The organism is Dokdonella sp., from assembly GCF_041395345.1.
In the GTDB taxonomy this organism is placed as follows: Bacteria; Pseudomonadota; Gammaproteobacteria; order Xanthomonadales; family Rhodanobacteraceae; genus Dokdonella.
The window spans coordinates 210,152-234,031 of sequence record NZ_JAWLAR010000004.1; the positions used below are offsets into that span (position 1 = coordinate 210,152).

Consider the following 23,880-nt stretch of genomic DNA (forward strand, 5'->3'; position numbering starts at 1 on the left):
CAATACGCATTGACTTCGGTGAATCTGGAACTTCGCATGCTTCTGGCAAGGCGATTGGAGTAGTCCCATTCACCGTGCCCTTGCTGCTCAGGCGTCGCAATCCAGAAGAATGTCCGGGGTCTCGATCAACTCGCAACCGTCCGGTGGACCTGCCTCACGCCAATTGGCCAGCAGTCCGCGACGTTCGGCAAACTCGATGAAGCGTGGCATGGCGCGGAACTTGCTGAACTGTGGATACCAAAGACTGAGCATGAAGGACTGCACCGTATACTGATTTGCCGCTAGGGCTTGGTCCATCGCGGCTTCGGTGGCGCCAAAGACATCCAGCAGAACGATCCAGTCTCCCTGCGGCTGCGCAGCCGCGGCGTCGATCAGGGTCTGGCGCGCCGAACCCATCAGATCCGGATCGGCAAACGCCGGTGCCAGAGTACGGGCCAGGTCGCGCTGCGGCACGGGCAGTGTTTCATCATCGTGCAGCCAGTCGAGATAGCGCTGGGTCTGTTCGGCCGCATCATCCGACTGCAAGGAGATCAGGAACAGGGCGCGGCTGGCCGGGCCGCGCCAACCAAAGGTGTGTGCCTGCGTGAGAAGAATCTCGCCTTTTTCCTGATCGCCGAGCAGCGAAGTGCTGATGCCGAGCCAGCCCAGCTGAAGCCCACTCAGCGGATCGAGCCGCTGCGCCTGCACAAAGCTCGCATGAGCGGCTTCGATGTGCCCTGCCTCGATCAATCCGAGACCCTGCCAGAGCCAGGTATTGGCATTGTTTGGGTCGAGCTCGAGGGCACGCCTGATCAGGCGGGATTCGAGCAGTCGATCGCCCGAGATCGCGGCAAGCCGCGCGCTCACGGCCAGCGCACCGGGATGATCGGGTTGCAACTCCAGCGACTTGGCTGCAGCTTCCGCCGCGCGCTGCAGGGAATCGATGCCCTCGGGTTCCGGCGCATACGAGCCCCAGACATACCAGGTGCCGGCGAGGGCGGCCCATGCATCGGCGAAGCGCGGATCCTGCGCCAGGGCACGTTCGAGCAATTCCCGCGCCGCCGGCAGGTTGGCGCCACGCTGGATGAACAACTGGCGTCCGCGCAGGTACCACTCGTAGGCTTGCAGGTCGGTGGTTGCGGGCGCGACCTCAACCGTGCGCACGCCGAGTGAATCGGCCAGCGTATCGGCAATGGCCTGGGATATTTCCTGCTGCACCTGAAAGATGTCGCTGATGCGGCGATCGTAACTTTCCGACCAGATCTGGCGATCATCCGAGGCATCGATCAATTGCGCGGTGATGCGCACATCATCGCCCTGGCGTCGCACCGAACCTTGCAGCAGATGCGCCACGCCGAGCCTTCCGGCAATTTCACGCGCGCCCTCGGTGGAATCCCGGAATGCGAAGGAGGAGCTGCGCGAGGTCACTTTGAGATCGGCGATACGCGCCAACACGTTGAGCAATTCTTCGGCGAGACCATCGGCAAAATACGCGTCTTCAGGATCGGGACTCAGGTTGGCGAACGGCAATACCGCGATCGAGCGCGGATCGACCGCGCCGCGATTGATGGGCATGGCCACAGCAGCGGCCGGCTTCGAAACCTCCGCCTTCGATGCATCCGCCACGGCAGCTTCCGCTATTCGTGCCGCGCGCTTTGCGGCATAGGGTTGCAGCACCTGGTAGAGGATCGACAGACTCAAGGCACCCAGCACCAGCACGACGCTGGCCTGGTCGATACGCCGCGCAATGCGTTTGCCATGGGTGCTGTCGGCAGACGCGTTTGCGCCGAGGCGCCAGGCCAGAATCAACACCAGCGGCCACGCAGCAAGCAGGCCCAGCAACAACCAGCGCACCGATTCGATTGGCAGATCCATCGCCGGAAACAGCAGGTTCGCAATCGCTACCAGCAACCACGACAAGGCCAGCCAGGCAACGCTGGCACGAACGATGTTGCGGCGCTTGAGTTCGGCGATCAGTGACATCAGCGCCTCCCCTTGTGCTTGACCCATCCCGTGATGTGCGGGGGATCGAGTATGCCAGCGAACTCCTGTTCGGGACCGGATTGGCCCGGGTAGGTTGAATTCGGGTTCGGCCTTGCCGAAATCAGGCCGGAGATCGGCGTCGTCATACGCACTGATCGACCTGGCAGTCTGCGCGCACGAGCAGGATCAGGCCGACACCGACCAGGGCAAACCCCGCGCCAATGGCAATCGCGACCTGCCAACCTAATGCATCGGCGACATAGGCCAGCAACAGGGCGTTGACGAAGCCCATGAAGTTCGCGCCGGTATTCATGAGCCCGCACGAAGCACCGGCATGGCGCCCACCGACCGCCGTCGAGGCGGCCCAGTAGGGGCCTTCGGTCATCTGGTTGAAGAAGAAGCACAGACCCAGCATGGCGGCGGCCACTTCGGCACTCGGGTGAAACGCGACGCCGAGCAAGAGCGCTGCCGAAACCAGCATGCCGACGACGATCGGCCAGCGACAGCCCCAGCGCAGTCCGACCCTGCGGCACAGCCGATCGCAGGCCCATCCGCCGATTACTGCACCTATACCCGCAAACAGCCACTGCGCGGAAGTCAGGAATCCGGCGTCCTGTTCACTGAAGCCACGCACCTTGACCAGGTAGTAGAACCCCCAGCTGAAGACCACGTAGAAAACAAAGTTCATGCACGAGTAGCTCAAGGTGACCAGGAGCGCGTCGCGGTTCTTGAGTATGCGCAGCCATGCCGGTTGCTCGCCTGGCGCTGGCGGAGCTGTGTCATCGTATTCGACAGGATCGCGACCCGCCGCTATCAGATTGACTTCTGCCGCATTGATGGATCGATGCTCGGAGGGCAGGTCGCGGGAATACCACCACCAGAGCGCCCCGACGCAGACACCGAACGGAGCGATCATCAGGAAGGACACCCGCCAACCGTAAGCGCCGATCAACCACGGCAATGCCGATGCGGTCAGCGCAAGACCAATGGTCAGCCCGCATACCGTCAAACCATTGGGCAGCCCCCAGCCCCCGACGGGAAACCAGCGTTCGATGCTTGCCGCCATCACCGGGAACACCGGCGCGTGCGCGGCCCCAACGAAAAACTGGATCGCCATCAGGCAAGTGAGAATCAATGCGGTCGACGTGACATCCGCCGACGGGATCGCGCTGGTGACCGCGATGAGCAGCGACCACGCCACCGCAATCAGGGCAAGCGCCTTGCGTGGACCGACGCGCCCGCCCCATACGCCCCCGGGAAACTGAAATAGCGCGTAGCCCAGCGGGAACGCCGACATCACCCAGCCCCACTGCAATTCGGTGAGTTGCAGGTCGGCCATCATCGTCGGCGCCGCTATCGAGAGATTTCCGCGCAGCATGTATGAAACGAAGCTCAGGGCACCGAGTACGAACAGGATTCGCCAACGAACCAGCGTCGGCCGACCCGGGTTTGCGGAACTTGCCACTGCAGCAGGGCTATTCATGTGCGCGCCTTTTGTTGTTGACGGTTCACTTGGAAACGCGCGATCTACAAATCGCTCATCATGCTTGCTTATCCCTACTGTTTGTCACCCCTGCCATTCGTCAAGCGCCAAATCATTGCTGCTCCCCCAGCTCGGCACCCACCAGCTTCATTGCGCGTGATGCAGACTGATTCTGACTGTCGAGGGCCTCGATTGAGGCGGCCGAGTAGCCCACCCATTCCGTCAGCGTCCGGTGTATGTCGGGGTGTCTGACGATTGCATCGACACCAGTGGCGGAAATCTCCGCTGGAACACCTTGCGGACAATCCTCTACATAAGCCTCTTCTCCGTCGGCCAGTTGGAAGCAGGAAGCCCAGTACGGCTCGTGAATCGCGAAGGGAATAAGGCCGCGCACGAGCGCCCGGTAGGCAGGGGGCTGATCTAGTGGCTTGGCAACCTGGAGTGCCTGTCGCTTGTAGGCCTCCATCGCATCGACGATCGCGCGCTTGCGCGGCCACCCGTTGCGGCGCAACTCGTCATACGTGGGCAGTTCGACAATCATTGCCTGCCACTGTGAGGCGTGAAAGAAATCGACAATGACTGGCCAGCACGTATCGCCGCAGGTATTTCCGGAGTCCAGAAATGCGATAGCCCGTTCACCAGAAAGTGCAATCTGCTCGAATGCTTTCTGCTTGATGGCGGTCTGTCTGATCGAGTCGGCAAGCTCGGCGCGCAGTTCGCCCAGCAATACTAGCTCACGCTCGCGCTCGACACGCGAGTCATTCCAGTTCGACACCTGCATACCGAGGAATACGCCGAGCACGACGATCACCAGCTCGATTCCGATCGCGGTCCAGTTCTGTTCCTTCACATGCTGCATGACGCGGCGCAGGATCATGGCTTTTTTGTCCTTGAGGAAACATAGAATCCAACTCTGCTCGTCATTCCAGTCATTCGAACCACTCCCCTTCACCCTTCGCCCCTCTCGTCACCCTTCTCGTCACCCCAGCGCAGGTTGGGGTCCAGTTCCTGCCTTTGCTTCTTCAAGGGATCCGCGGATAAAAATCGCTCCAACCCCCCGTTCACTCTCCCCCTCGTCACCCCAGTGCAGCCTGGGGTCCTGCTCCTGCTACTTCAAATGTTCCCCGAACACAAATCGTTCCATCCCCCGCTCACCCCTTCCCCCGTCACCCCAGCGCAGGCTGGGGTCCAGTTCCTGCTCCTGCTACTTCAAAGGATCCCCGGATACAAGTCACTCCACTCCGGGTTCATGGCTTCGATCAAATTGAACTTCCAATCTCGCTTCCATGCCTTCAATGCTTTCTCGCGAGTAATCGCCGATTCCATCGTCTCATGCTGCTCGAACCAGACCAGCGTGTGCACGTCGTATTGCTTGGTGAACCCATCTACCACGTTGTTCCGGTGCTCCCATATTCGCTTGATCAAGTCCGAAGTCACTCCGATGTACAGGGTGCCGTACTTCTTGCTGGCCAATATGTAGACGCAGGGATGCTTCATGCATGTGCGGAGATCAGGAACCGGACCCCAGCCTCGGCGCCGCCGAGCCTGTCCTGAGCTAGACGAAGGGCTGGGGTGACAAGCATTAGCGGCAAGCTCATAACATCCGACTCAGCCATGCGGATAACATTGCGGCCCTTGAGTTCGGCAACAAAAGTCATTGTGCTTGCCCCGAGCAATCCAGATGATCGCCTTTGGCATCATTGACGCGCTGGCAGCCAGGCGGATATCCACGTTGCTCCCACAATTCGATCAGTCCGTAAGATTCAGCCCACTGCATGAAACGGGGGTCTTCGCGCAACCATCGGGTCGAGGGCAGCCAGAGCGTGCGCAGCATCCAGCGTGCCCACCTCATTGCATCCTGCGGTTGCGCTTCATTGATCCAGTCAAAAATCCGCTCGCCCATGCCGAGCGCCAGTAGATCCTCGGGCGGACCCTTGTAGGTTCGATTGGCAAGGTAGGTCTGGATTGCGTCCGGATCGCGCAATGCGGCGTTCAGGCCTTTCCTGTCAGCATCGCTAAGACCGATTGATGTGCTGTTTGAAAAAACCAGCTCGGCGGCTTGCTGGCGTCTGCCAGTGACCGCGAGCTCTACCATTTGTACGAATTGACCACCCTCCCAGCCATTCGCAGTGCCGGCACGCGCGCTGGCCACACCGCGTTCGAATTGCCCCGCAGAAAAGTAGGCGATGGCCAAGGAACCGTGGTTGATGCCCACTTGTGGTTCCATCAACACCGCTCGCTCGAGCACCTTGATCGACTCATCAATATAGCCGGCCGCCATCAGGCTCTGGCCGTACCACAGGACCGGCGTCGAGTCCTGGGTACTCAGCTCGGACGCCCGTTGCTCCAGAATCATCGCCTCGGCCCACTCGCCATCGTCAGCACGCAATTCGCCCTGGATGGCCAACACCAACGGGTGATCCGGATTCAGCTGGGCGGCGCGGGCCAGAGCCGTTTTCGCTGCCGCCACGGTTTTCGACGGAGACAATTCGTCGGAGTAGCCTGAAAACACAAAATTGGTTGCCGCAAGGAAGATCCAGGCATCGGTAAATTCCGGATCCTGCTCCACTGCGAATTCAAGATCGGCCATTGCACCCAGAAGTTCAGCACGCCTGTTGAATCGTGCGCGACCGCGCAGGAAGCGCTCATAGGCCACCAGATTGGTGGTCGGCGCATCAACAGAAACGCTGGTGGGGCCGATCACGTCGCTCAACTCGGAGGCGATGGCTTGAGCGATCTCTTCCTGGATCTGGAAGATGTCGGTCAGTTCGCGATCGTAGCTCTGCGACCACTGGTGGCCATCACTGCCTGCATGGATCAGTTGGGCCGTAATGCGCACTTTCTGGCCCTGCTTGCGCACCGATCCTTCGAGCACGTGGCGCACACCGAGCGATCGCGCGATCTCGGGGATCGGGATGTCCTTGCCCTTGAAGGTGAATGCCGAAGTACGCGATGCCACCTTCAGGCCATCAATTCGGGAAAGCACATTAAGCAGCTCCTCGGAAATGCCATCGGCGAAATATTCATTGTCGGCGTCGGCACTCATGTTGACGAAAGGCAGCACCGCAACCGAAGCCTCGGCTATTTCGCTTGTGGATGTCTCATTGTCGGCTGGCTCAGCTACAGTCGCTTGAGTTTCATCGACATGGGCTTTCGACGGATTCGATTCCGGCGCCGAGCTTCGCTGCCATACGAAAAAGGCGCCGAGGCCCAGCATCAACACGATGACCGCGATATCCAGTTTGCGTGCAGTGTGATCTACAACTCCCTGTGATCGATCAACCTCGCTTTCACGTCTTATGCCCTTGGGTGTCAGCTCGAACACCCAGGAAAATATCAGCGCTGGAATGAAGCCGATTGCCAGCAGGATGATGGTGGCACGCAGAACCCATGCGGGAACGTCGAAAGCAGGCAGTACCGTCTCTGCTACTTGCACGATTAGCCATGAACCGATCAGGTAGAGTCCGGCCATGCGAATGACGTTGCGACGCTTGAGTTCTGTAAACAGGCTCACTGGCCAGTCTCCGCGTCAGCGCCATTCGGGATCATCAATCGCATTCGAAATCATCCTGTTGCAGGGGCCGGCACTGCGGGGGGAAGCCCTTGCTGCGCCAATAGGCGAATATGCCACTGTCACGGACATAAGCCTTGAATTCGGGCGACTGTCGATAGCGCTTGTGATCCTCCCCCCAGAACACAAGTGCATTCGGCGTGAGCAAATCGTGTATGCCCAGAGGTATCAGCAGGTTGGATTTGTAGCCCTTCTCGTTTCTATCGGTCTGTTCAAGATAGTTGCGCAGATTGCGCAACAGATCCTGATGATCTGCAGCTGGATTCAGATAGGCCTCGTAAATCTCGCGCTGCCGCCGCCATCCCGGCAAAATCCTGGATTGATTGAGCGCGAGCAGGAAGGCAGATTCCTGCTTGAACTCAGCCAGCAGACCAAAATTCACGTAGTCGTCAGTTACCAGACCCTTGTCCAGTGCGGCGAGAAAATGCGTATAGGCCTCGTCGTTTCGGCCGAGCACATACAGGGCCTCATATTCATTTTCGACGCATGCCGCGTTCAGCGGATCGACTTCCGCGCAGCGTTGGAACGTTTCCAGCGCTCGCTGGTTTTGTCCCACCATGCCAAAAGCCAAGCCGAGCCAGTTCAAGGCATTGCCGTTTTGCGGGTCCAGCGCTGTGGACCTTTCGAAATCGGCCATGATCTGGTCCAGGGGATAGGATCCGCGCAGATTTCTTACCGCGAGAGAACGAATGTTGGCCTGGGCAGCCAGTGCCAGGGCGCTATCCGGGTCCAGCGCCAAAGCCTGCCGCGCATATTCAATTCCGCGCTGATTCAGCTCTTCGTCTGACAGGTCGGTATCGGTGTACTCCGAAAGCAGTGGCTGAGCGGCTGCGCGCAATGCCCAGGCCTCGGCGAACTTGGGATCGAGCTCCAGGGCACGATCCAGCAGCTGGTCCACGACATCGAGCGTTCGCCGCCCTTGGAACAACGCTCGTGCCTGCAGATAGAGATCGTAGGCGGACAGGTTCGCCGTGGGCTTGTCGTGATCCACCGTACCGACATCCTTGATGTTCAAGGATTCGACAAGCGCAGCGACAATGGCTTTGGAAATCTCGTCCTGGATGGCAAAAAGATTCTCGGCCGTCAGCGGTCGGTCGAAGGTATCCGACCACAGGTGGCGATCAACTGTCGCATCGATCAGCTGCGCGGTGACCCGAACCGTATCACCGGATCGGCGCACACTACCCTCTAGCACATGACGCACCGCCAATTGCTCGGCAATGGCTGGAATGCCTAGTTCCTGCCTATCCTTGAAGGCAAATGACGAGGTCCTCGACGCAACCTGCAGACCCTTGACCCGAGCCAGCACATTGAGGATTTCTTCGGCCATGCCTTCCGAGAAATAGGCCTGATCTCCCGCTTGCGACAAATCGGCAAAGGGCAGCACGGCGATGCTTGCCGCGTTCACTTCGGAGATCACCGGAATGTCGGCCGAGTCAGTTGCGGTCGCCGCTGGCGGCGCTTCGGTCGAAAGCACTGGTGATTTGCCGGGTTGCACGAAAAACATCCCGATAACCGCCAGCAGCAGAATGATCACGACCACATCCAGCTTGCGTGCCGTGCGATCCGTCGAGCCTTGCGAGCGATCCACATCGCTGTCGCGCTTGATGCCATCGGGGGTCAGCTCGAAGATCCACGAGAACACCAGGGTCGGCACGAAACCGATCGCGAGCAGCAGTACCAGCGACTTCAGAACCCAGGGCGGCGTGTCGTAAAGCGGCAACAGGGTCTCCGCCACCTGCACGATCAACCACGCACCAACAACATACAAACCGGCGATGCGGATCACGTTGCGGCGCTTGAGTTCGGCGAGAAGCCTCATGGCGCCGATTCTGCAGCGGAAAGGCCAATCTGATGGAGCAGTGCCTGGAAGCGTGGCTCCTGCCACAGCGGTTCGAATTCGGGGACGGCGTAGAGATATACATTGAGCGGATCGTGTGCGGCGAACAGCTTTTCCAGTTCGGTCATGGCCAGTTCCTTGCGGCCCAGAAACATCAGCATTCTCGGCTTGCCACCCACGCCGCCCGGACCCGTCTCCAGAATCCGCTCCACTGCATTGTCGGCAAGGGTGTCATCCTGCATGGCCGCGATCAGGAGCCTCATGACTTCGGCACTGTCCCCGGGAAGTCGATCGATGAGCGCTGCCGCCTCGTCGAACCGGCGCTGTTCGATCAGGGCAAAGCACTTGTTCTTGAGGGCGACATACATCGTGGGAAACAGCCGCAGTGCTTCGTCGTACTGCAGCACCGCGGCATCGGTTCGCCCCTGATAGGCCAGTGAATTGGCCTTGGCGACATGGATGATCGGCGCCAGCGGATCGACTGCGAGTGCGGCATCCAGCTGCATACCGGCTTCTTCCCCGCGACGCTGCAAGAACAGGAATTCACCATACCATTGCAAGGCCGTGGAGTCGGCTGGATTGCTGGCAACGGCGGCACGGAAATCTTCCTCGGCGGCCTTCCAGTCGTACCGATACTGGAAGCGGACCACGGCCCTGGCAGATAACGCCGCGCTTGATTGAGGATTCAGGCGCAAGGCATGCTCGGCCGCATCGAGCGCCTCGGCCGAGGTATCGCGCCGACCCGGGCTTTCGGGGTCGTTGATCGAATATTCGAACAGCAGTGCGTAAGTCTGTGCGAGGGCCGCCCAGGCATCCGCGTAGTCAGGATCATCGACCAGCGCCTGCTTGAACGACTCTTCGGCGATCTCGAGATTCCGATAGCTGCGCCGACTCCAGAAATAACGCCCGCGCAGGTACAGCTGGTGCGCATCAGCGTTCGAAGTGGTCTGCCGCGCCAGCCTTTCCTGCTGTCCGGCATCAAGGACGACCTTCAGTTCATCCGTGATCGCGCGGGCAATGCGCTCCTGCAGTTCGAAGACATTGGCGAGATTGCCGTCATAACTTTCGGACCACAGATGGAAACCGTCCGATGTCTGGATCAGCTGCGCGGTGATGCGCACCTGATCGCCCTGCTTGCGCACCGAACCTTCAAGCACGTTGGCGACACCCAGGGCATTGCCGATATCGCGCAGATTCTCGTTCTTGCCCTTGAAGAAGAACGATGAAGTGCGCCCGGCGACCTTCAGGTCCTTGACCTGCGCAAGCGCATTGAGGATCTCTTCCGACATGCCGTCGGAAAAATATTCCTGGTCGTGACCGGGACTCAGATCGGAAAAGGGCAGTACGGCAATCGACTTCTTGCTGGAGAGCGAGGGTGAGTTGCTTGCTCCGGATTCGGATTCCGCACCCTTCGAGTCGGTGGAAGCAGTTGCCGGCTGTTGGCCAGAAGCCGAGGTTGGAGTTCTCTGTAGAACGAACTTGTCGACGCAAAAGAAGATCAGCGCCACGGCCAGCACAACGATGATGCTGCGATCCATCCGCCGCGCCGTGTAATTCGGCAACGACGTTTCCTGCGAGTTACCCCCAAGGGAACGGTCGGGCACCACCTCTGCATCGCGCTTGATGCCTTCGGGCGTGAGCTCGAAGATCCAGGCAAAGATCAACGCAGGAACAAAACCGATGGCGAGCAGCAACACCAGTGTTTTCAGGACCCAATCCGGCGTCTCGTAGAGTGGAAGCAGGGTCTCGGCCACCTGCACGATCAGCCACGCACCAACCAGATACAGCCCGGCCATGCGGATCACGTTGCGGCGCTTGAGTTCGGCGAACAGGCTCATGATCTACTCGCAGACATAATCACCCTGCTCATTCTTGCTGCACAGGTCCGGCGGGCCAAACTTGTCCCAGGTGGCAGCCAGCCCCGTTTCCCTGGCAAAGTCCGAGAATTCAGGAATCACGCGCGTATTGCGACCTGTGGGTGACCAGATCATCGAGAGCAGGAGTGGATCGTTGCTCGTCGGCTTTTCCCCGGCGAGCGCAAGCGCGCGTTCCGGGTGACCGAGGCGGGCCAGAGCATAAGGCGCTATTCCGGCAACCAGCTTCGGCCGAGTGGCGAGATAGGCGTCTACTACCTCGACCGCTTTGCCCCGGGCTGCGGCATCACCCATGATGCCTTCGGCCAGAACTTGCGCGCTGCCTTCGGGCAATTCGTGGGTAAATGGCTGCAAGCCTCTGGCAAGCTGGCGCAAGGCCTCGGCCGTATCCCCGCGCTCTGCGGCAACCAGAGAGAGTCCGACGCCCGCATGCACCAGCCCGGTATCGTCGGCCCGACGGAAGTGGCTCTCGGCTTCCTTCCAGTTCCCCGCTTGAACCTCCACAAACCCCCGCCACAACAGCGCAACAGGCAACATCGGATCGACTTCCAGCACCTTGTCCAGTGAAGTGCCGGACCGTTTCAAGTAGCCCGTCTTGTACTGGTCGGCCCCCAGCCAGAGATTTGTCGTGATGTCATTGGGATCAAGCGAGGTCGCCTTTTCAAAGGCTTCGCGGGCTTTCGCCCCCTCGCGCTGCCCACCATAAACCAGCCCCAATGCCGCATAAGGCTCCGCCAAGGTCGGGTCGAGCTCAATGGCGAGTTGCGCTTCCCGCTGAGCGTCCGCGGCCGGGTCCTCGGAGATTCCGGCATCGTAGGCCGGAGAGATCGCATAGAGAGAGGCCAGCCGCGCATGCGCCCGGGCAAAAGCGGGATCGAGTCGAATCGCTTCCTGCAACTGCTCGACCGCAAGCGGGAAACCGCTCGCATCGCGCTGATTGAACGGGACGGCCGCCTGCCAATACAGCGCATAGGCGGCTGTATTGTTCGTAGGCTGATGTACCAGACGCGACTTCTGATCGCCCTGAAGCACGATCTTCAGGTTTTCGGTGATGGCGCGCGCAATGCGCTCCTGCAGCTCGAACACGTCGCTGAGGTCGCCATCGTAGGTTTCCGACCACATGTGGAAGCCGTCCGACGCCTGGATCAGCTGCGCCGTGATGCGCACCTTGTCGCCCTGCTTGCGCACCGAGCCTTCGAGAATATGGGCGACGCCAAGAGTCGCGGCTATGGCGCGCAGATCATCGTTCTTGCCCTTGAAGTGGAACGAGGACGTGCGCCCGGCGACTTTCAGATCCTGGATCTGGGCCAGCGCGTTGAGTATCTCTTCGGACATGCCGTCGGAAAAATACTCCTGATCGTGACCGGGACTGAGATCGCTGAAGGGCAGCACGGCGATGGACTTCGGGTTGATCGACGGGTCGGAAGTTTCTGCTTCCTGTACCGGAAGCGTAGTAAGGCTTGCCGCAATACGGGTTGCATCGCGCGCCGGTGCCAGCACGAACTTGTCGAACCCCAGGTACAGCACGGCCAGTATCAGCATCACGATGAACAGGCGATTGAGACGCTTTCCCGTATGCAGCGTGATCGACTCCTCGCGAGCGATCGCGCTTTCGCGCCTAAGGCCATGCGGTGTCATCTCGAACACCCACGAGAACGCGAGCGCCGGCAGGAAGGCAAGACCCAGCACGATGATGATCGCGCGCAGGACCCAGCCGGGTATATCGAAAGCAGGCATCAAGGTCTCGGCCACCTGGACGATCATCCAGGCGCTGACCAGGTACACGCCCGCCATGCGGATCACGTTGCGGCGCTTGAGTTCCTCGAAAAAACTCACGTCACTGGCCCCTTCCCCCTGTGCGGCACCGTCAAGTATCGACCAGCCATTTCATGATTCTACGCTGTGCTGCAAAGATCGCCTGCTCTTCCGCGCCCCTCTCCTCGCGGGAGAGGGGTTGGCGTGAAGGTACGAGCGGAGCGGGAGGTCGAGGCTGGCCCGTACCCTCATCCGCCCTCCGGGCACCTTCTCCCGGCGGGAGAAGGGAACACGGGAGGAAAGTCCGCGCCCGTCATGGCGATCACTTTTTCTCATTCGCTTCGGCTATCCATGTGCGCATCTCCTTTTCGATCACCGGCAGCGCGGAAGAAGAAATGGCGAGCAGGCGATCGTGGAATTCGCGGATATCGAACTGGTCGCCATAGGCCGCTTCGGCCTCCTTGCGCAGTTGCTGGATCTTGAGCATGCCGATCTTGTAACCGAGAGCCTGACCGGGCCAGACCACATAGCGCTCGATTTCCGACGTGGCGCCGGGCACATCCAGCCCTTCGGTAGCGACCATGTAGTCGATAGCTTGTTCACGGCTCCACTTCTTCGCGTGCATGCCGGTATCGACGACAAGACGCACGGCGCGATGCAGCTCGTCACGCAGGCGTCCTATATCACCGACCGGATCATCCTTGTACATACCCATCTCCGCAGCCAGCTGTTCGGCATACAAAGCCCAACCCTCGCCGGCGGAGTTCGAATAAAAACTTTTGGCGATGAACGGGGATTCCTGATCGATGGCAATGGCCATCTGCATGTGATGACCGGGAATCGATTCATGGTATGTGAGCGTCGGCGAGGAAAACTTCGGCAGGCCGGCCGTGTCACGCAGATTCACCCAGTAGATGCCGGGACGTGAGCCATCCGGTGCGGGTGGATCGTAGTAGCCGCCTGGCGCGGAGTCCTGACTGAATTCGGGTACGACGCGCAACTCGACAGGATGCTTTGGTAGATTTCCGAAGAGCTGGGGCAATGCAGCGGTCATCGCCGCCATTTGCGCCTCGATGCTTGCCAGCAGGTCGGCCTTGCCTTCCGGTGTATTGGGAAATACATATTTTGGATTGGCGGACATCGCGATGATGCGCTCGCCGACTGTTCCTTCTGTATAGCCCTCCTCCTGCAGCAGTGTGTCCATTTCGCCGGTGATACGTGCCACTTCATCGAGGCCGATCTGATGCACTTCCTCGGGATCGAGATCACTGTCCGTCATGTGCCGGACCATCGCCTTGTACAAGGCGGCGCCATTTGGCAGCCGCCACAGGCCGGCATCGTGCGGAGCAATCGGCCCGATCTCGCCAAGGTAAGCGCTGATGCGCTGATAGGCAGGCAGTACGCCATCTCCCACAATTGTCAGCGCCTTTTCCGCATAGCTGTCCGCATCGGGCACGCTTGCAGCCGCTAGCTTGCTGACGAACGTCGTGTAGAGCACGTTGTCGGCGGCGGGGATCGCTGCGAACGCATCTACTACGGCCCTTGCTTTCTGGATGATGAAGTCCGGCGGAATCGCGCCGAGATCCACATCGTGACGCATCTTGGCCAGCGCCCCATCAAGGATCTCCGGAAACAATTCCAATCGCGCCAGATACTCCTTCGCTTCATCAGCGTTGCGCACCGTTTGCTGAGCCTCCATCAACTTCGGAACATCGATCGTGACGCCGGAGTTCTGGTTGATCAGGTAGGGCAAGAACCAAATGCCGTAGACATCAAAACCGCTGCCGTAGTCGACCAGGCGCGAGGGTGCGAGCGCGCCATCAAACAGCGTAACCAGCGAATCATGGATGGGGCGCTGTTCGTCGGTAAGAGAATCGACAGGGATGGCTTTCAGCTCGGCCAGGCGCTTCTCCAAATCGGCGTTGCGCGCTGCCTCACCTGCAACCGAACGATCGTTGAGCCTGGCATCGGCGCCAGAGGTGAGCTCTTCGGGAATGCCGTTGTAGGTTGCCGCTTCGGGTACTTGCTGGTAATAGGTCTGGCTCAACTGATCGACCGCGGCGTCGAATGCGGTGCTGGCTTGTGCTGTATCGCTGGTAGCAGATATTGCTACTTGAGCGGGCTGCGTTTCCGCGTCCTTTTCTGGTTGGCCACAGCCGACCAAAGTCAGCGCAGAAGCTGCAAGTATCGGTATGAATTGACGCATGGCTGGATCCTCATTTGCTCGTATCGATCTTCGAAACGTCTTTGTATGGATGGGGACAGGCTCGAACACTCCCCAGAATATTTCCATGCCCCATGATCTTTGTAGGAGCAGGCTTCAGCCGCGATGCTCCTTTCCGCATCGTGTCGAAGGGCATCGCGGCTGAAGCCTGCTCCTGCAAGAAGCGGTTTCAACGCCCTGGCTCTGCGGCGAGGCTAGTCGCCAGCTTCGTCTCCGCCTGCTGCAACTTTTCGATCGCGCGGGGCTTCAAGCTGATTTGGCACACAACGGTAAATCATGGCTTGTGTCCTAGTTCGACATCGAAACCTTCGGCCTTGATCGGCTCTTCGCTGGCGAGGCATTCATGCCCGACACCTTCCGTAGAAGTGCGGGAAACAGCATCGCGGCTGAAGCACGCTCCTACAGAAGAACCAGGAGTTTCAATCTTCATGGGTTGCCTTCCGCCGCGCGCCACGCGAGCAGGTTTTTGCGATAGGCATCCATGTAGGGCTTCATGCGCGGATCGTTCCACACCGCCAGCCATTGCGGATCAGTGCTGAGCTCTTCGGGAAACTTTGCGCCCCCAAGCGCATACACGATGGCAAAAGTCGGGAACCAGTCCTGCAGGTCGATGGCTGATCGCTGCGTATCAGTGGCTCGGGGGAAATCATGCAGCCCTGCATAGAGCCACGCTATTGTCGATTCACTGCCATAGGCTCCGGAATTGCCTTCCGCCTTGAGTCTGCCAGCCAAGGCCTTCACGGCGCTCGATGCCTGCTCGTCTTTCCCTTCTGCCGCGAGCACGAGCGGCTCATTGGTTCCGCACACATTTGATTCATCCGGGTTCAGCTCGCACGCCTTCTCGTAGGCCACCCTGGCGCGTTCGAACTGCCCGCTGCTGAGATAGCCCACGGTCAGGCGGTCATAGCCATATTCATTCGCACCCAAGGCTATGGCCTGCTCGGCGAAGACGATCGACGCTTCGTTGCGGCCCTGGCTCAGCATGACGTCGGCAAGATTCAGAGGATGCACAAAGGACAGCGGATCCAGGGCCATCGCCTTGCGCTTGCCCTGCTCTGCAGCGGCCAGGTCACCGACATAGTTCCGGAAGTCGCCTTCCATGTTGAGAACATCGACATTGCCAGGCGCCAGTGCCAATGCGCGATTCAGATCCGCCGCGGCAGCAACGGGATCCCATCCGTAGAACGCCGCCATGCCGCGCACCATGTAGGCCTCGGCGTTGTTCGGATCAAGCTGCAGCGCCTTGTCAGCAATCCTTCTGGTCTCATCAAGCACCGCGTGGTTGGCAGACGCCATGTTCCACACGGGTCGCAACTGGATCGCGAAGGCCTTGCCCGAGTAGGCGGGGCTGTAGTCGGGCTCGATTGCGATTGCGCGATCGAAGGCGGCAATGGCCTTGTCGAGATCACCGCGTCGATTGGCGAGAAAGTCGCGGCCGCGCAGATATTCCTCATGGGCCTTTGGATTGATGCTTCGAACCGTACCTGCGCTATCGATCGCCAGCTCAATCTTGAGCCTCTCGGCGATTGCACTGGCGATTTCATCTTGCACCTTGAAGATATCCGATGCATCGCGGTCGTAGGTCTCCGACCACAGGTGATAGCCCGAGCGACTGTCAATCAGCTGTGCGGTGATGCGCAGAGTGGTGCCGGATTTGCGCACGCTGCCTTCCAGGACGTGGGCGACCTTCAACTGACGACCGATATTTCCGATGTCTTCATTCTTGCCCTTGAACTGGAAGGCCGAGGTGCGCGCAGCGACCTTCAGGTCCGACAGTTGCGCAAGCCTGTTCAACAATTCCTCGGCAATGCCGTCGGAAAAGTATTCCTGGTCCGGGTCGGAACTCATGTTGACGAACGGCAGCACGGCAATGGACTTGTCGGGCGTGGGCGACTCGGCGACAGACGTGTCGGAGACGCTGTCGGTCGCGTTGCCATCGGGCACCGGATGCACCGACTCGACCTGCGCGTAGCGCCACAGGAATCCCCCGCCCACTGCCAGCACGGCGGCAAGGATCATCAACTCCGCGCCGGAAACTCGCTGCTCGCCCCGCTCGCCATGGTACCAGGCCAGCACCAGGGTCACGACGAAGCCGAGCGCGATCAGCGCGAAAGAAACGCGCACGACGATGGACGGCCAATCATAGTTGTCGGCGGCCAGGTCGAGCACCTGCAACAACGCCCACGCGCCGGCCAGATAGGCCGCAGCCCATTGCGCGAGCTTGCGTTGCTTCAGATTGGAGAAAAATTCAGACACTATCGATTGTTTCCCTTCCGAACGGCGCACCATCCATGATATTCGCAGGAAAGGCTTCAACCGCGGTGCTGTTTGTCGCTGCACGTCGAAGAGCATCGCGGCTGAAGCCCGCTCCTACGAAGAGCGGGGATTGATGACGTAGAGGTATCTCGGCACCGCCGCCGCTCATCGCTGGTCATCGCTGATCTTGCCGCCGATGGGTTGCTCATCGAGCAACGCCTGGAATGCCGGCTCGCTGCGCAAGGGATCCCAGATCGGATCGAACCGCAGGTTTCCCGGGCTGAGGCCCGCCGGCGCTTCCAGCAGTTCGGCCAATGTGGCGATCGCAGCCGTATTTTCGCCCATCTGGACCTGAACCCGCGCCATGGCCATGTTCGCGAAAACCCGATAAAACGCATCGTTGCGATAGAGCTCGATGGCGTCGGCCGCCTGCTTCCTTGCCAGTTCCAGATTGCCGAGCCCCGCGTTGGCCCTTGCCAGTACAATCGGCAGGATGCTGTCGTCGACCTGGCCGGCAGGATCCGGGCCGATCCGGTCGACCAGGGACTGGAAGATCGCTCGTGCCCTCTCTTCGTGTCCGGAGCGCTTCAGCGCTTCGGCAAGATGGATTCTCAGTTGCGGCCCGAACCCGTTGAGTGCGGCATCGGGCTGCCGAAGGAGGGGTTCAAGCTCGGCGATGATCGCGTCATCACGGCGCTCCAGTGCGAACTGGCCGCTGCGGCCCAAGGCGATCTGCGGATCCTCGCCGGCCTGAGGAATCCGGTCGAGCAGACGGGCGGCCTCATCGAGGCGCCCTTCGCTCTGGTAGGCGACTAACTTGTAGAACATGGCCAGCGACGAGTTGGGCGCGAGCGCGAGCGCTCGATCGAGATAACGATGCGCCTCATCCCATCGGCGCAGGTTGCGCAGGGTTTCGCCGCCGATGACGACCAGCAGGCCGGCGTTCTTCGGGTCGCGTTCGGCGGCCCTCTCGAAGTGCGCCAGCGCCTCATCCCACTTGCCCTGGCGTCGCTCCGCAAGCGCCGTGTAGAACAATGCGGTCGGATTGTTCGGCGCCTTTTCGAGGACGACTTCGAACACGCTTTCGGCACCTGCGAAATCGCGTTCTGCGCTGTAGCGATAGATCCCCTGGGCGAGTTGCGATTCGACCAGTTCCGGTTGCAGCCTGGAAGCGTTGTCTGCGGCGTGCTTGACGTACTCGGCAGTGAAGGTCTCCGGGTCGACTCCGTTGTGATAGAGATATCCCGCCATGCTCGCTAGCTCCGCCCAGGCCAGGGCGAAGTCCGGGTCGAGCCGCACCGCTTCGGAATAGGCGAGCGCAGCGGCCCTTGCAAGGTTCAACTCGAACCCCTGCGCATTCAGGGCGAGGCCGCGCAGGTAGGCTTCATAGGCCGCAGGATTCCTGGTGGGGCTGCTCGCCAGCGTGGCGCGTTCGTCACGCGTGAGCGTCGCACTCAGGGAATCGGCGATCCTCTGCGCAACCTCGCTTTGGACCGCGAAGATGTCGTCCAGGGTCCGGTCATAGGTTTCCGCCCACAGGTGGCTGTCGGTCGCTGCATGAATCAGCTGCACGATCACGCGCACCCGGTTGCCCGACTTCTGCACGCTGCCCTCGAGGATATTGGCGACGCCGAGCTCGCTGGCGATCTGCGGAAGGTTGTCCGGCCGCGCGTCGTAACTCCTGGTCGAGGTGCGCGAGATCACGGTGAGGTCGCCGATCCTGGCCAGGGTAGTCAGGATTTCGTCCTGGATGCCATCCGCGAAGTAGGCGTTGGCCTGCTCCTCGCTGAGATTCTCGAACGGCAATACGGCGATCGAGCGCGGATTGACCGAAGGCGCCGATTCGGCAGCGGGTTCAATCGGCTTCTGGGTCGAGGCCACGTTGACCGCGTCGTGTGCGGGCGAGATCGCGTACTTGTCGAGGACATACCAGGCCAAGCCGATCGACAACAGGACGGCGATCATGATGTTCATGCGCTGCCCTGTCTGCGGCGCAACCGATCGGCTGCGATCGACTTCGTGATCGCGCTTAATGCCTTCGGGAGTGAGCTCGAAGACCCAGGCGAAGATCAGGGAGGGGACGAACCCCAGGGCGAGCACGAGCATGATCGCGCGCAACACCCAGTCGGGTATGTCGAACACCGGCAGCACCGTCTCAGCCACCTGCACCAGCATCCAGGCACCGACCAGGTACAACCCGGCCATGCGGATCACATTGCGGCGCTTGAGTTCGGCGAATACGCTCAATTCGGAGGCCCCGGATCGTGAAACTCGCACTCGAGCGCGAGATACGGGTCGATTCCAGAAGCCGTCCCGTACTCGCAGGCCGCGCACTCCCCGGTGCCTCGTGCCTGTCCGGATACTACACGAATGAGGTATGGATCACGGTTTTCGGGCCTGCTTCCCGATCCCGAAACCTGCGCTCCACAGCCGGCTCCGGAGATTCTCAGTCGCTGCCGGAAAGCTCCTTTGACGACGCGTCACGGGCGCGGGCCTCGTCGATCTCGACTTGCCGGCGCGCGCGCGCGAGCTGGCGTTCGGCCCAGCGCCTCAGTACCCGAGCACGGCGAGCGCCAACGGATGGATCGGAGACGATTTCCTCGACGCGTGCCAGGAGCGTGTCCACGTTTTCCTGCCGTACCGGCCCGTCTTCGCGGGCCGCCGACCAGAGATCGATCCATTCTTCGCTATGCAATCCAATCTTGAGTACGCGCTTGAAGTAGCGCGGCGACTGCTGCTTCGAAAGGAGCAGGTCCAGAACCGCAGCGGCGATGGACAGCGGGCTCAGGGCCAGATCGCGCAAGGCATCCAGCAGCAACTTGAACTGCAGGACGATGACGTTTCGGACGATGCTTCGATTGGGGCTTTCGGCGTCTTGATTCATGTGGTGAGCCTTTGCGGACTGCATGGCCACGGCTTCCGACAGGGGTGCGAGTTTCCTGCCGCGCTCAGATGGCGCTGTCCTTTTCGTGGAATTCAACCCCTATTGTAGGGTTGTGCGGCGCTGCGGCTAACCCCGAGCCTACAGACTTCTTGCGGAGGATTGGTTGCAGTGCGCCAGGTCGCCTTGTTGTGGCCGACGCCATTGGTGGCGCTTGCCGAAGCCATTCCTGTCGGGCGCGATAGAATGCGGGGTCTGTCCATCACGGATCTTGCCCATGCGTATCTGCGTCTATTGCGCGTCCAGTCAGGAATGCGATCCGACCTATCATGACGTCGCGTTTCGTCTTGGCGCAATGCTGGCCGAGTCCGGCAGCACGCTCGTCTACGGCGGCGGATCGACCGGCTCGATGGGTGCCGTTGCGAATGGCGCGCTGGCCGCCGGCGGAGAGGTGATCGGCATCATTCCGAAATTCATGGCAGACCTGGAATGGGGTCATCCGGGTGTGACCCGGCTCGAACTGGTCGAGGACATGCGCGAACGCAAACATCGCCTGCTGACCGATTCCGACGCCGTGATCGCCCTGCCCGGTGGCTGCGGCACTCTGGAGGAGTTGTTCGAAGCGATCACGCTGAAACGGCTCGGCCTCTATTTCAATCCGATCATCCTTCTCAATACTCGCGGCTACTACACGCCGTTGCAGGGCTTCATGGAAAGCGTGATCTCGGAGCGCTTCATGAATGCCGAGCATCTTTCGATGTGGAGCATGGTCGACGCTCCCGAAGAAGTGTTGCCTGCGATCAGGGCAACACCGCGCTGGCGTGAAGATGCGCGCGACATCGCGGTAGTGCGGCGCTGATCTTTTCGTAGGAGGCCCGTCAGGGGCGATGCTCTTGTCGCAATGCAATGGAAAACATCGCGACCGAAGGGAGTCCCCTTTTGGGACGACCGAAGGAAGTCCCCTTTTTGGGACGGCTGAGGCACGCTCCTGCGGGAGAACGGAAGAGCATCGCGGCTTAAGCACGCTCCTACGGGAGGATCGTAGAGCATCGCCCCTGACGGGCCTCCTACAAAAGTCGTAGGGGTGGGTCGTAGGGGTGGGTCTTAGACCCACCCGCTCCTGTTGGGGATCAGGAAAAATCAGGCAGGGAGCGGGCGGGTCTGAGACCCGCCCCTACAACAGAAACAAAAGTGCGTGACGCGGCGACAGCAACTCAGTCGTAATCGCCTGACGTTCCGGTCAATTCGCGCACGCCGCTGTCACCGTCTCCAAAGCCATCGCCATCCGAATCAAGCGGCGGCGCTTCGGTGCCATCGATCTCGGCGCTGCGGTCGGCCTGTTTTTCCCAGCGTGTCTTGATCGGGTTGTCCGACTCGGCTTCTTCGAGTTCGAGAATCAGCCCGCTTTTGCGCTCGGCAGAAAGATCGGTCCAGTGGCAGTCGTCGATCGCACCGGCCAGCGAATAGAGCAGGTTCAGGCTCGGCCGGAAGCCTGCACGCTTGACCTTGAGGAACACATCCACGGGACCGACTCGAACCAGATCTTCTTCCGTTCGTACACCGACCTGACGCAACCACGCCGCAGACTTCGGGCCGACGTTGCGGATCTTGACGTCACGCGCGCTCATGCCGCTGCCCCTGCCCTGACTTCATCCATGCGAAGGGATTCGATGAACACCTCGCAAAGGGCCATCATGCCGCGCCTGTCCTCGTCGTCGAATCGACCGAGCTCCGGGCTGTCGACATCCCAGACGCCGAGAAGTTCGCCATCAAGAATCAGGGGCACGACGATCTCCGATCGCGATGCGGCGTCGCAGGCGATATGGCCCTCGAATGCGTGCACGTCATCGACCATCTGGGTCTCACGCGTGCTTGCAGCGGTACCGCAGACACCACGGCCCATCGCGATGCGCACGCAAGCCGGCTTGCCCTGGAATGGACCAACGACGAGTTCACGCCCATCGAAGAAATAGAATCCGCACCAGTTGATGGCAGGCAGCGCGTGCCATGCCAATGCGGCAAGATTGGCTGCATTGGCGATGCGATCGCGCTCGCCGTGGAGCAGGCCACGCGCCTGACTTGCCAGTTCGGCGTAAAAGCTGGTCTTGTCGGCCGACTCAATGCTTGTCATCTCGAAGGACATCGATACGCTTCCATCGTGAAATGCGAATATGGGCAAGCATTCTACCTGCCATTGTTTTCCATCGCAGGTGCCGCCCGGATCTGCCATTCGGCATGTCGCGCGGTTTTCTTGATTCCGCCCCCATATAGTGCTTGTCGAAGGCAAATGGCACCTTCTTAGGATAGACACTTGCCATTCGTCATCCTGGCGCAGGCTGGACTGTCGAGGCAGGATGCCGGAACGTACATTCGCGTAGCGTATGGCTCGAAGGGCATGCTGCAGCAGCAGGCAATCCAGTTCCTTCTCGGGCTTTGCAGTGATGTCAGAGAAACTCGATGACCGGCCATTCGGCTGTTGAAAAGCACCCCGGCGTACGCTGGAATAGCGAAGCTTGAGTCAGTGCCACTCTGTTGAAGGCAGCGCTGAACAGGCCCGACAACATCAGGCACCCATATCCATGCCAGAGAACCAAGAGTCCGCACGCGACGATGACGGCTTTCGCAATCGCGGCGCTGAAGTCACCCGCATAGAGGCCTTCTACGACGCCGCGTTTGCCTTCGCGATCACCCTGATGGTGATATCCATCGACGAGATTCCGAATTCGGCGGAAAGCCTCATCGACGCCTTGAAGTCGGTTCCGGCGTTTGCCGCCAGTTTCCTCATGATCGTGCTGTTCTGGAGCGCGCACTCGACCTGGAGCCGTCGCTACGGCATCAACGACCGCCCAAGCCAGCGCCTGAGCCTGCTCACCGTTTTTCTGGTCCTCGTGTTCATCTATCCGATGCGCATGGTCTTCGCCGGATTCTTCTTCTGGATCTCCGATGGATGGTTGCCGGCCCATATCGACACCAGCGACGGCCCCGGCGACATGCGCCTGATCATCGTGGCCTTCGCTGTCGCCTTCGGAACCATGGGCGCGGCGACGTGGGCACTGTACCGGCACGCCTGGAATCTGCGAGACAAACTGGGTCTGGACGCACGCGAGACCATCGTGACGCGGTACTCGGTACTGCGCTGGGTGGCTGTGCCGATCGTTTCATCGCTTTCCCTGATCCTGTCGATTGTGCTTTCGATGTTTCCCGCCAACGCGTGGTTGGTCGCCACGCCGGCCCTGCTGTTCTTTCTGCTGCTTCTCAATCGTCGATGGCTGCACTGGCGCATGCAGGCCGATTTGAGAGATCTGGAAGCCAGTCATTGAGCAGGGGTGTCTTCGTCACCGGAACCGATACCGAAATCGGCAAGACGCATGTCAGTTGCACGCTGCTGCGCGGGCTGATCGCAAATGACGTGGCTGCCGTTGGCATGAAGCCCGTGGCCAGTGGCGCCCGCCAGACCGCCACTGGCCTGCGCAACGAAGATGCCGAAGCGCTGATTGCAGCCGCCGGATTTGGCGGCGCGTATGCCGACGTCAATCCTTATGTCTTTGCCGACCCGATCGCTCCCCATCTGGCCGCGCGCGAGAATGCGGCATGCATTTCGATCGCGCAGATTCGGGCGGCGCACGCGCGTCTTGCCACGGGCAACCGGTTCGTCGTGGTCGAGGGCGTTGGCGGCTGGCTGGCCCCGCTCGGCGATGACCTGATGCAATCCGATCTGGTTCGCTCCCTGGACGTGCCGGTGATCCTCGTCGTCGGCATGCGCCTGGGCTGCATCAATCACGCGGTGCTCACGGCACGCGCGATTGCAGAGGACGGATGTCGACTGATGGGCTGGATTGCCAATCGAATGGACCCGGACATGCTGCGTTTCGAAGCCAATATCGAAAGTATCCGGCAGCGCATTCATGCGCCGTTGCTCGGAACCATGGACCATGCCGAAGATCCTGCAGCTTCGATCCGGCCTCATGCTCTCGAGGCGGCTGTCAGAATGCTGGGGAATCCGACGTACCAGACACCGCAATCAGGATAAATCG

The 23,880-nt window shown here is 60.5% G+C and carries 19 protein-coding genes; 3 read left to right on the forward strand and 16 right to left on the reverse strand.

Translation table 11 applies throughout. The annotated features are described in order from the left end of the window. Nucleotides 1-87 precede the first annotated feature (87 nt). The 14 genes from R3F00_RS05430 to R3F00_RS05495 form a co-directional block, all read right to left on the reverse strand. Nucleotides 88-1,962, reverse strand: a complete 1,875-nt coding sequence (locus tag R3F00_RS05430) for a hypothetical protein (protein WP_371280711.1) — start codon at nucleotides 1,960-1,962, stop codon at nucleotides 88-90. Beyond that, the gene (locus R3F00_RS05435; RefSeq protein ID WP_371280712.1) at nucleotides 1,962-2,108 is read right to left on the reverse strand and encodes a hypothetical protein; all 147 of its coding nucleotides are present in this window, start codon (nucleotides 2,106-2,108) and stop codon (nucleotides 1,962-1,964) included. The genes R3F00_RS05430 and R3F00_RS05435 overlap by 1 nt, the downstream gene beginning before the upstream one ends. Next, nucleotides 2,105-3,445 (reverse strand): MFS transporter, encoded by a 1,341-nt coding sequence (locus R3F00_RS05440; RefSeq protein WP_371280713.1) that lies wholly within the window; start codon nucleotides 3,443-3,445, stop codon nucleotides 2,105-2,107. The genes R3F00_RS05435 and R3F00_RS05440 overlap by 4 nt, the downstream gene beginning before the upstream one ends. Before the next feature lie 112 nt (nucleotides 3,446-3,557). Further along, nucleotides 3,558-4,322, reverse strand: coding sequence for a hypothetical protein (locus tag R3F00_RS05445; protein WP_371280714.1), 765 nt, complete (start codon nucleotides 4,320-4,322; stop codon nucleotides 3,558-3,560). A gap of 332 nt (nucleotides 4,323-4,654) precedes the next feature. Next, entirely contained in the window at nucleotides 4,655-4,942 is a 288-nt protein-coding gene (locus R3F00_RS05450; protein ID WP_371280715.1) for a GIY-YIG nuclease family protein, read from the reverse strand. 157 nt (nucleotides 4,943-5,099) lie between these two features. Further along, nucleotides 5,100-6,959 carry a hypothetical protein gene (locus R3F00_RS05455; protein ID WP_371280716.1) on the reverse strand — a complete coding sequence of 620 codons (1,860 nt, stop codon included), beginning with the start codon at nucleotides 6,957-6,959 and terminating at the stop codon, nucleotides 5,100-5,102. 34 nt (nucleotides 6,960-6,993) lie between these two features. After that, nucleotides 6,994-8,838, reverse strand: coding sequence for a hypothetical protein (locus R3F00_RS05460; protein ID WP_371280717.1), 1,845 nt, complete (start codon nucleotides 8,836-8,838; stop codon nucleotides 6,994-6,996). After that, nucleotides 8,835-10,694, reverse strand: a complete 1,860-nt coding sequence (locus R3F00_RS05465; protein WP_371280718.1) for a tetratricopeptide repeat protein — start codon at nucleotides 10,692-10,694, stop codon at nucleotides 8,835-8,837. Before R3F00_RS05465 ends, R3F00_RS05460 begins: the two co-directional genes overlap by 4 nt. 3 nt (nucleotides 10,695-10,697) lie before the next feature. After that, the gene (locus tag R3F00_RS05470) at nucleotides 10,698-12,566 is read right to left on the reverse strand and encodes a hypothetical protein (protein WP_371280719.1); all 1,869 of its coding nucleotides are present in this window, start codon (nucleotides 12,564-12,566) and stop codon (nucleotides 10,698-10,700) included. A gap of 241 nt (nucleotides 12,567-12,807) precedes the next feature. Continuing rightward, entirely contained in the window at nucleotides 12,808-14,691 is a 1,884-nt protein-coding gene (locus R3F00_RS05475; protein ID WP_371280720.1) for a DUF885 family protein, read from the reverse strand. Between the two features lie 292 nt (nucleotides 14,692-14,983). After that, complete coding sequence (locus R3F00_RS05480) at nucleotides 14,984-15,139, reverse strand: hypothetical protein (protein WP_371280721.1); 156 nt, start codon at nucleotides 15,137-15,139, stop codon at nucleotides 14,984-14,986. Continuing rightward, nucleotides 15,136-16,965, reverse strand: coding sequence for a hypothetical protein (locus tag R3F00_RS05485; RefSeq protein WP_371280723.1), 1,830 nt, complete (start codon nucleotides 16,963-16,965; stop codon nucleotides 15,136-15,138). Before R3F00_RS05485 ends, R3F00_RS05480 begins: the two co-directional genes overlap by 4 nt. 165 nt (nucleotides 16,966-17,130) lie before the next feature. After that, entirely contained in the window at nucleotides 17,131-19,242 is a 2,112-nt protein-coding gene (locus R3F00_RS05490; RefSeq protein ID WP_371280724.1) for a tetratricopeptide repeat protein, read from the reverse strand. Nucleotides 19,243-19,411: 169 nt separating this feature from the next. Continuing rightward, nucleotides 19,412-19,849 carry a hypothetical protein gene (locus tag R3F00_RS05495; RefSeq protein WP_371280725.1) on the reverse strand — a complete coding sequence of 146 codons (438 nt, stop codon included), beginning with the start codon at nucleotides 19,847-19,849 and terminating at the stop codon, nucleotides 19,412-19,414. Nucleotides 19,850-20,123: 274 nt separating this feature from the next. Between R3F00_RS05495 and R3F00_RS05500 the strand changes: the two genes are divergently transcribed. Then, complete coding sequence (locus tag R3F00_RS05500) at nucleotides 20,124-20,705, forward strand: TIGR00730 family Rossman fold protein (protein ID WP_371280726.1); 582 nt, start codon at nucleotides 20,124-20,126, stop codon at nucleotides 20,703-20,705. A gap of 355 nt (nucleotides 20,706-21,060) precedes the next feature. On the opposite strand, the gene R3F00_RS05505 is transcribed toward R3F00_RS05500, so the two are convergent. Further along, nucleotides 21,061-21,474 carry a TfoX/Sxy family protein gene (locus R3F00_RS05505; RefSeq protein ID WP_371280727.1) on the reverse strand — a complete coding sequence of 138 codons (414 nt, stop codon included), beginning with the start codon at nucleotides 21,472-21,474 and terminating at the stop codon, nucleotides 21,061-21,063. Beyond that, on the reverse strand, nucleotides 21,471-21,989 hold the full coding sequence (locus R3F00_RS05510; RefSeq protein ID WP_371280728.1) for a GAF domain-containing protein: 519 nt from the start codon (nucleotides 21,987-21,989) through the stop codon (nucleotides 21,471-21,473). The genes R3F00_RS05505 and R3F00_RS05510 overlap by 4 nt, the downstream gene beginning before the upstream one ends. A 436-nt stretch (nucleotides 21,990-22,425) precedes the next feature. Between R3F00_RS05510 and R3F00_RS05515 the strand changes: the two genes are divergently transcribed. Then, on the forward strand, nucleotides 22,426-23,166 hold the full coding sequence (locus R3F00_RS05515) for a TMEM175 family protein (RefSeq protein ID WP_371280729.1): 741 nt from the start codon (nucleotides 22,426-22,428) through the stop codon (nucleotides 23,164-23,166). Continuing rightward, the gene (bioD, locus tag R3F00_RS05520; protein WP_371280730.1) at nucleotides 23,163-23,876 is read left to right on the forward strand and encodes a dethiobiotin synthase; all 714 of its coding nucleotides are present in this window, start codon (nucleotides 23,163-23,165) and stop codon (nucleotides 23,874-23,876) included. Before R3F00_RS05515 ends, bioD begins: the two co-directional genes overlap by 4 nt. Nucleotides 23,877-23,880 lie beyond the last annotated feature (4 nt).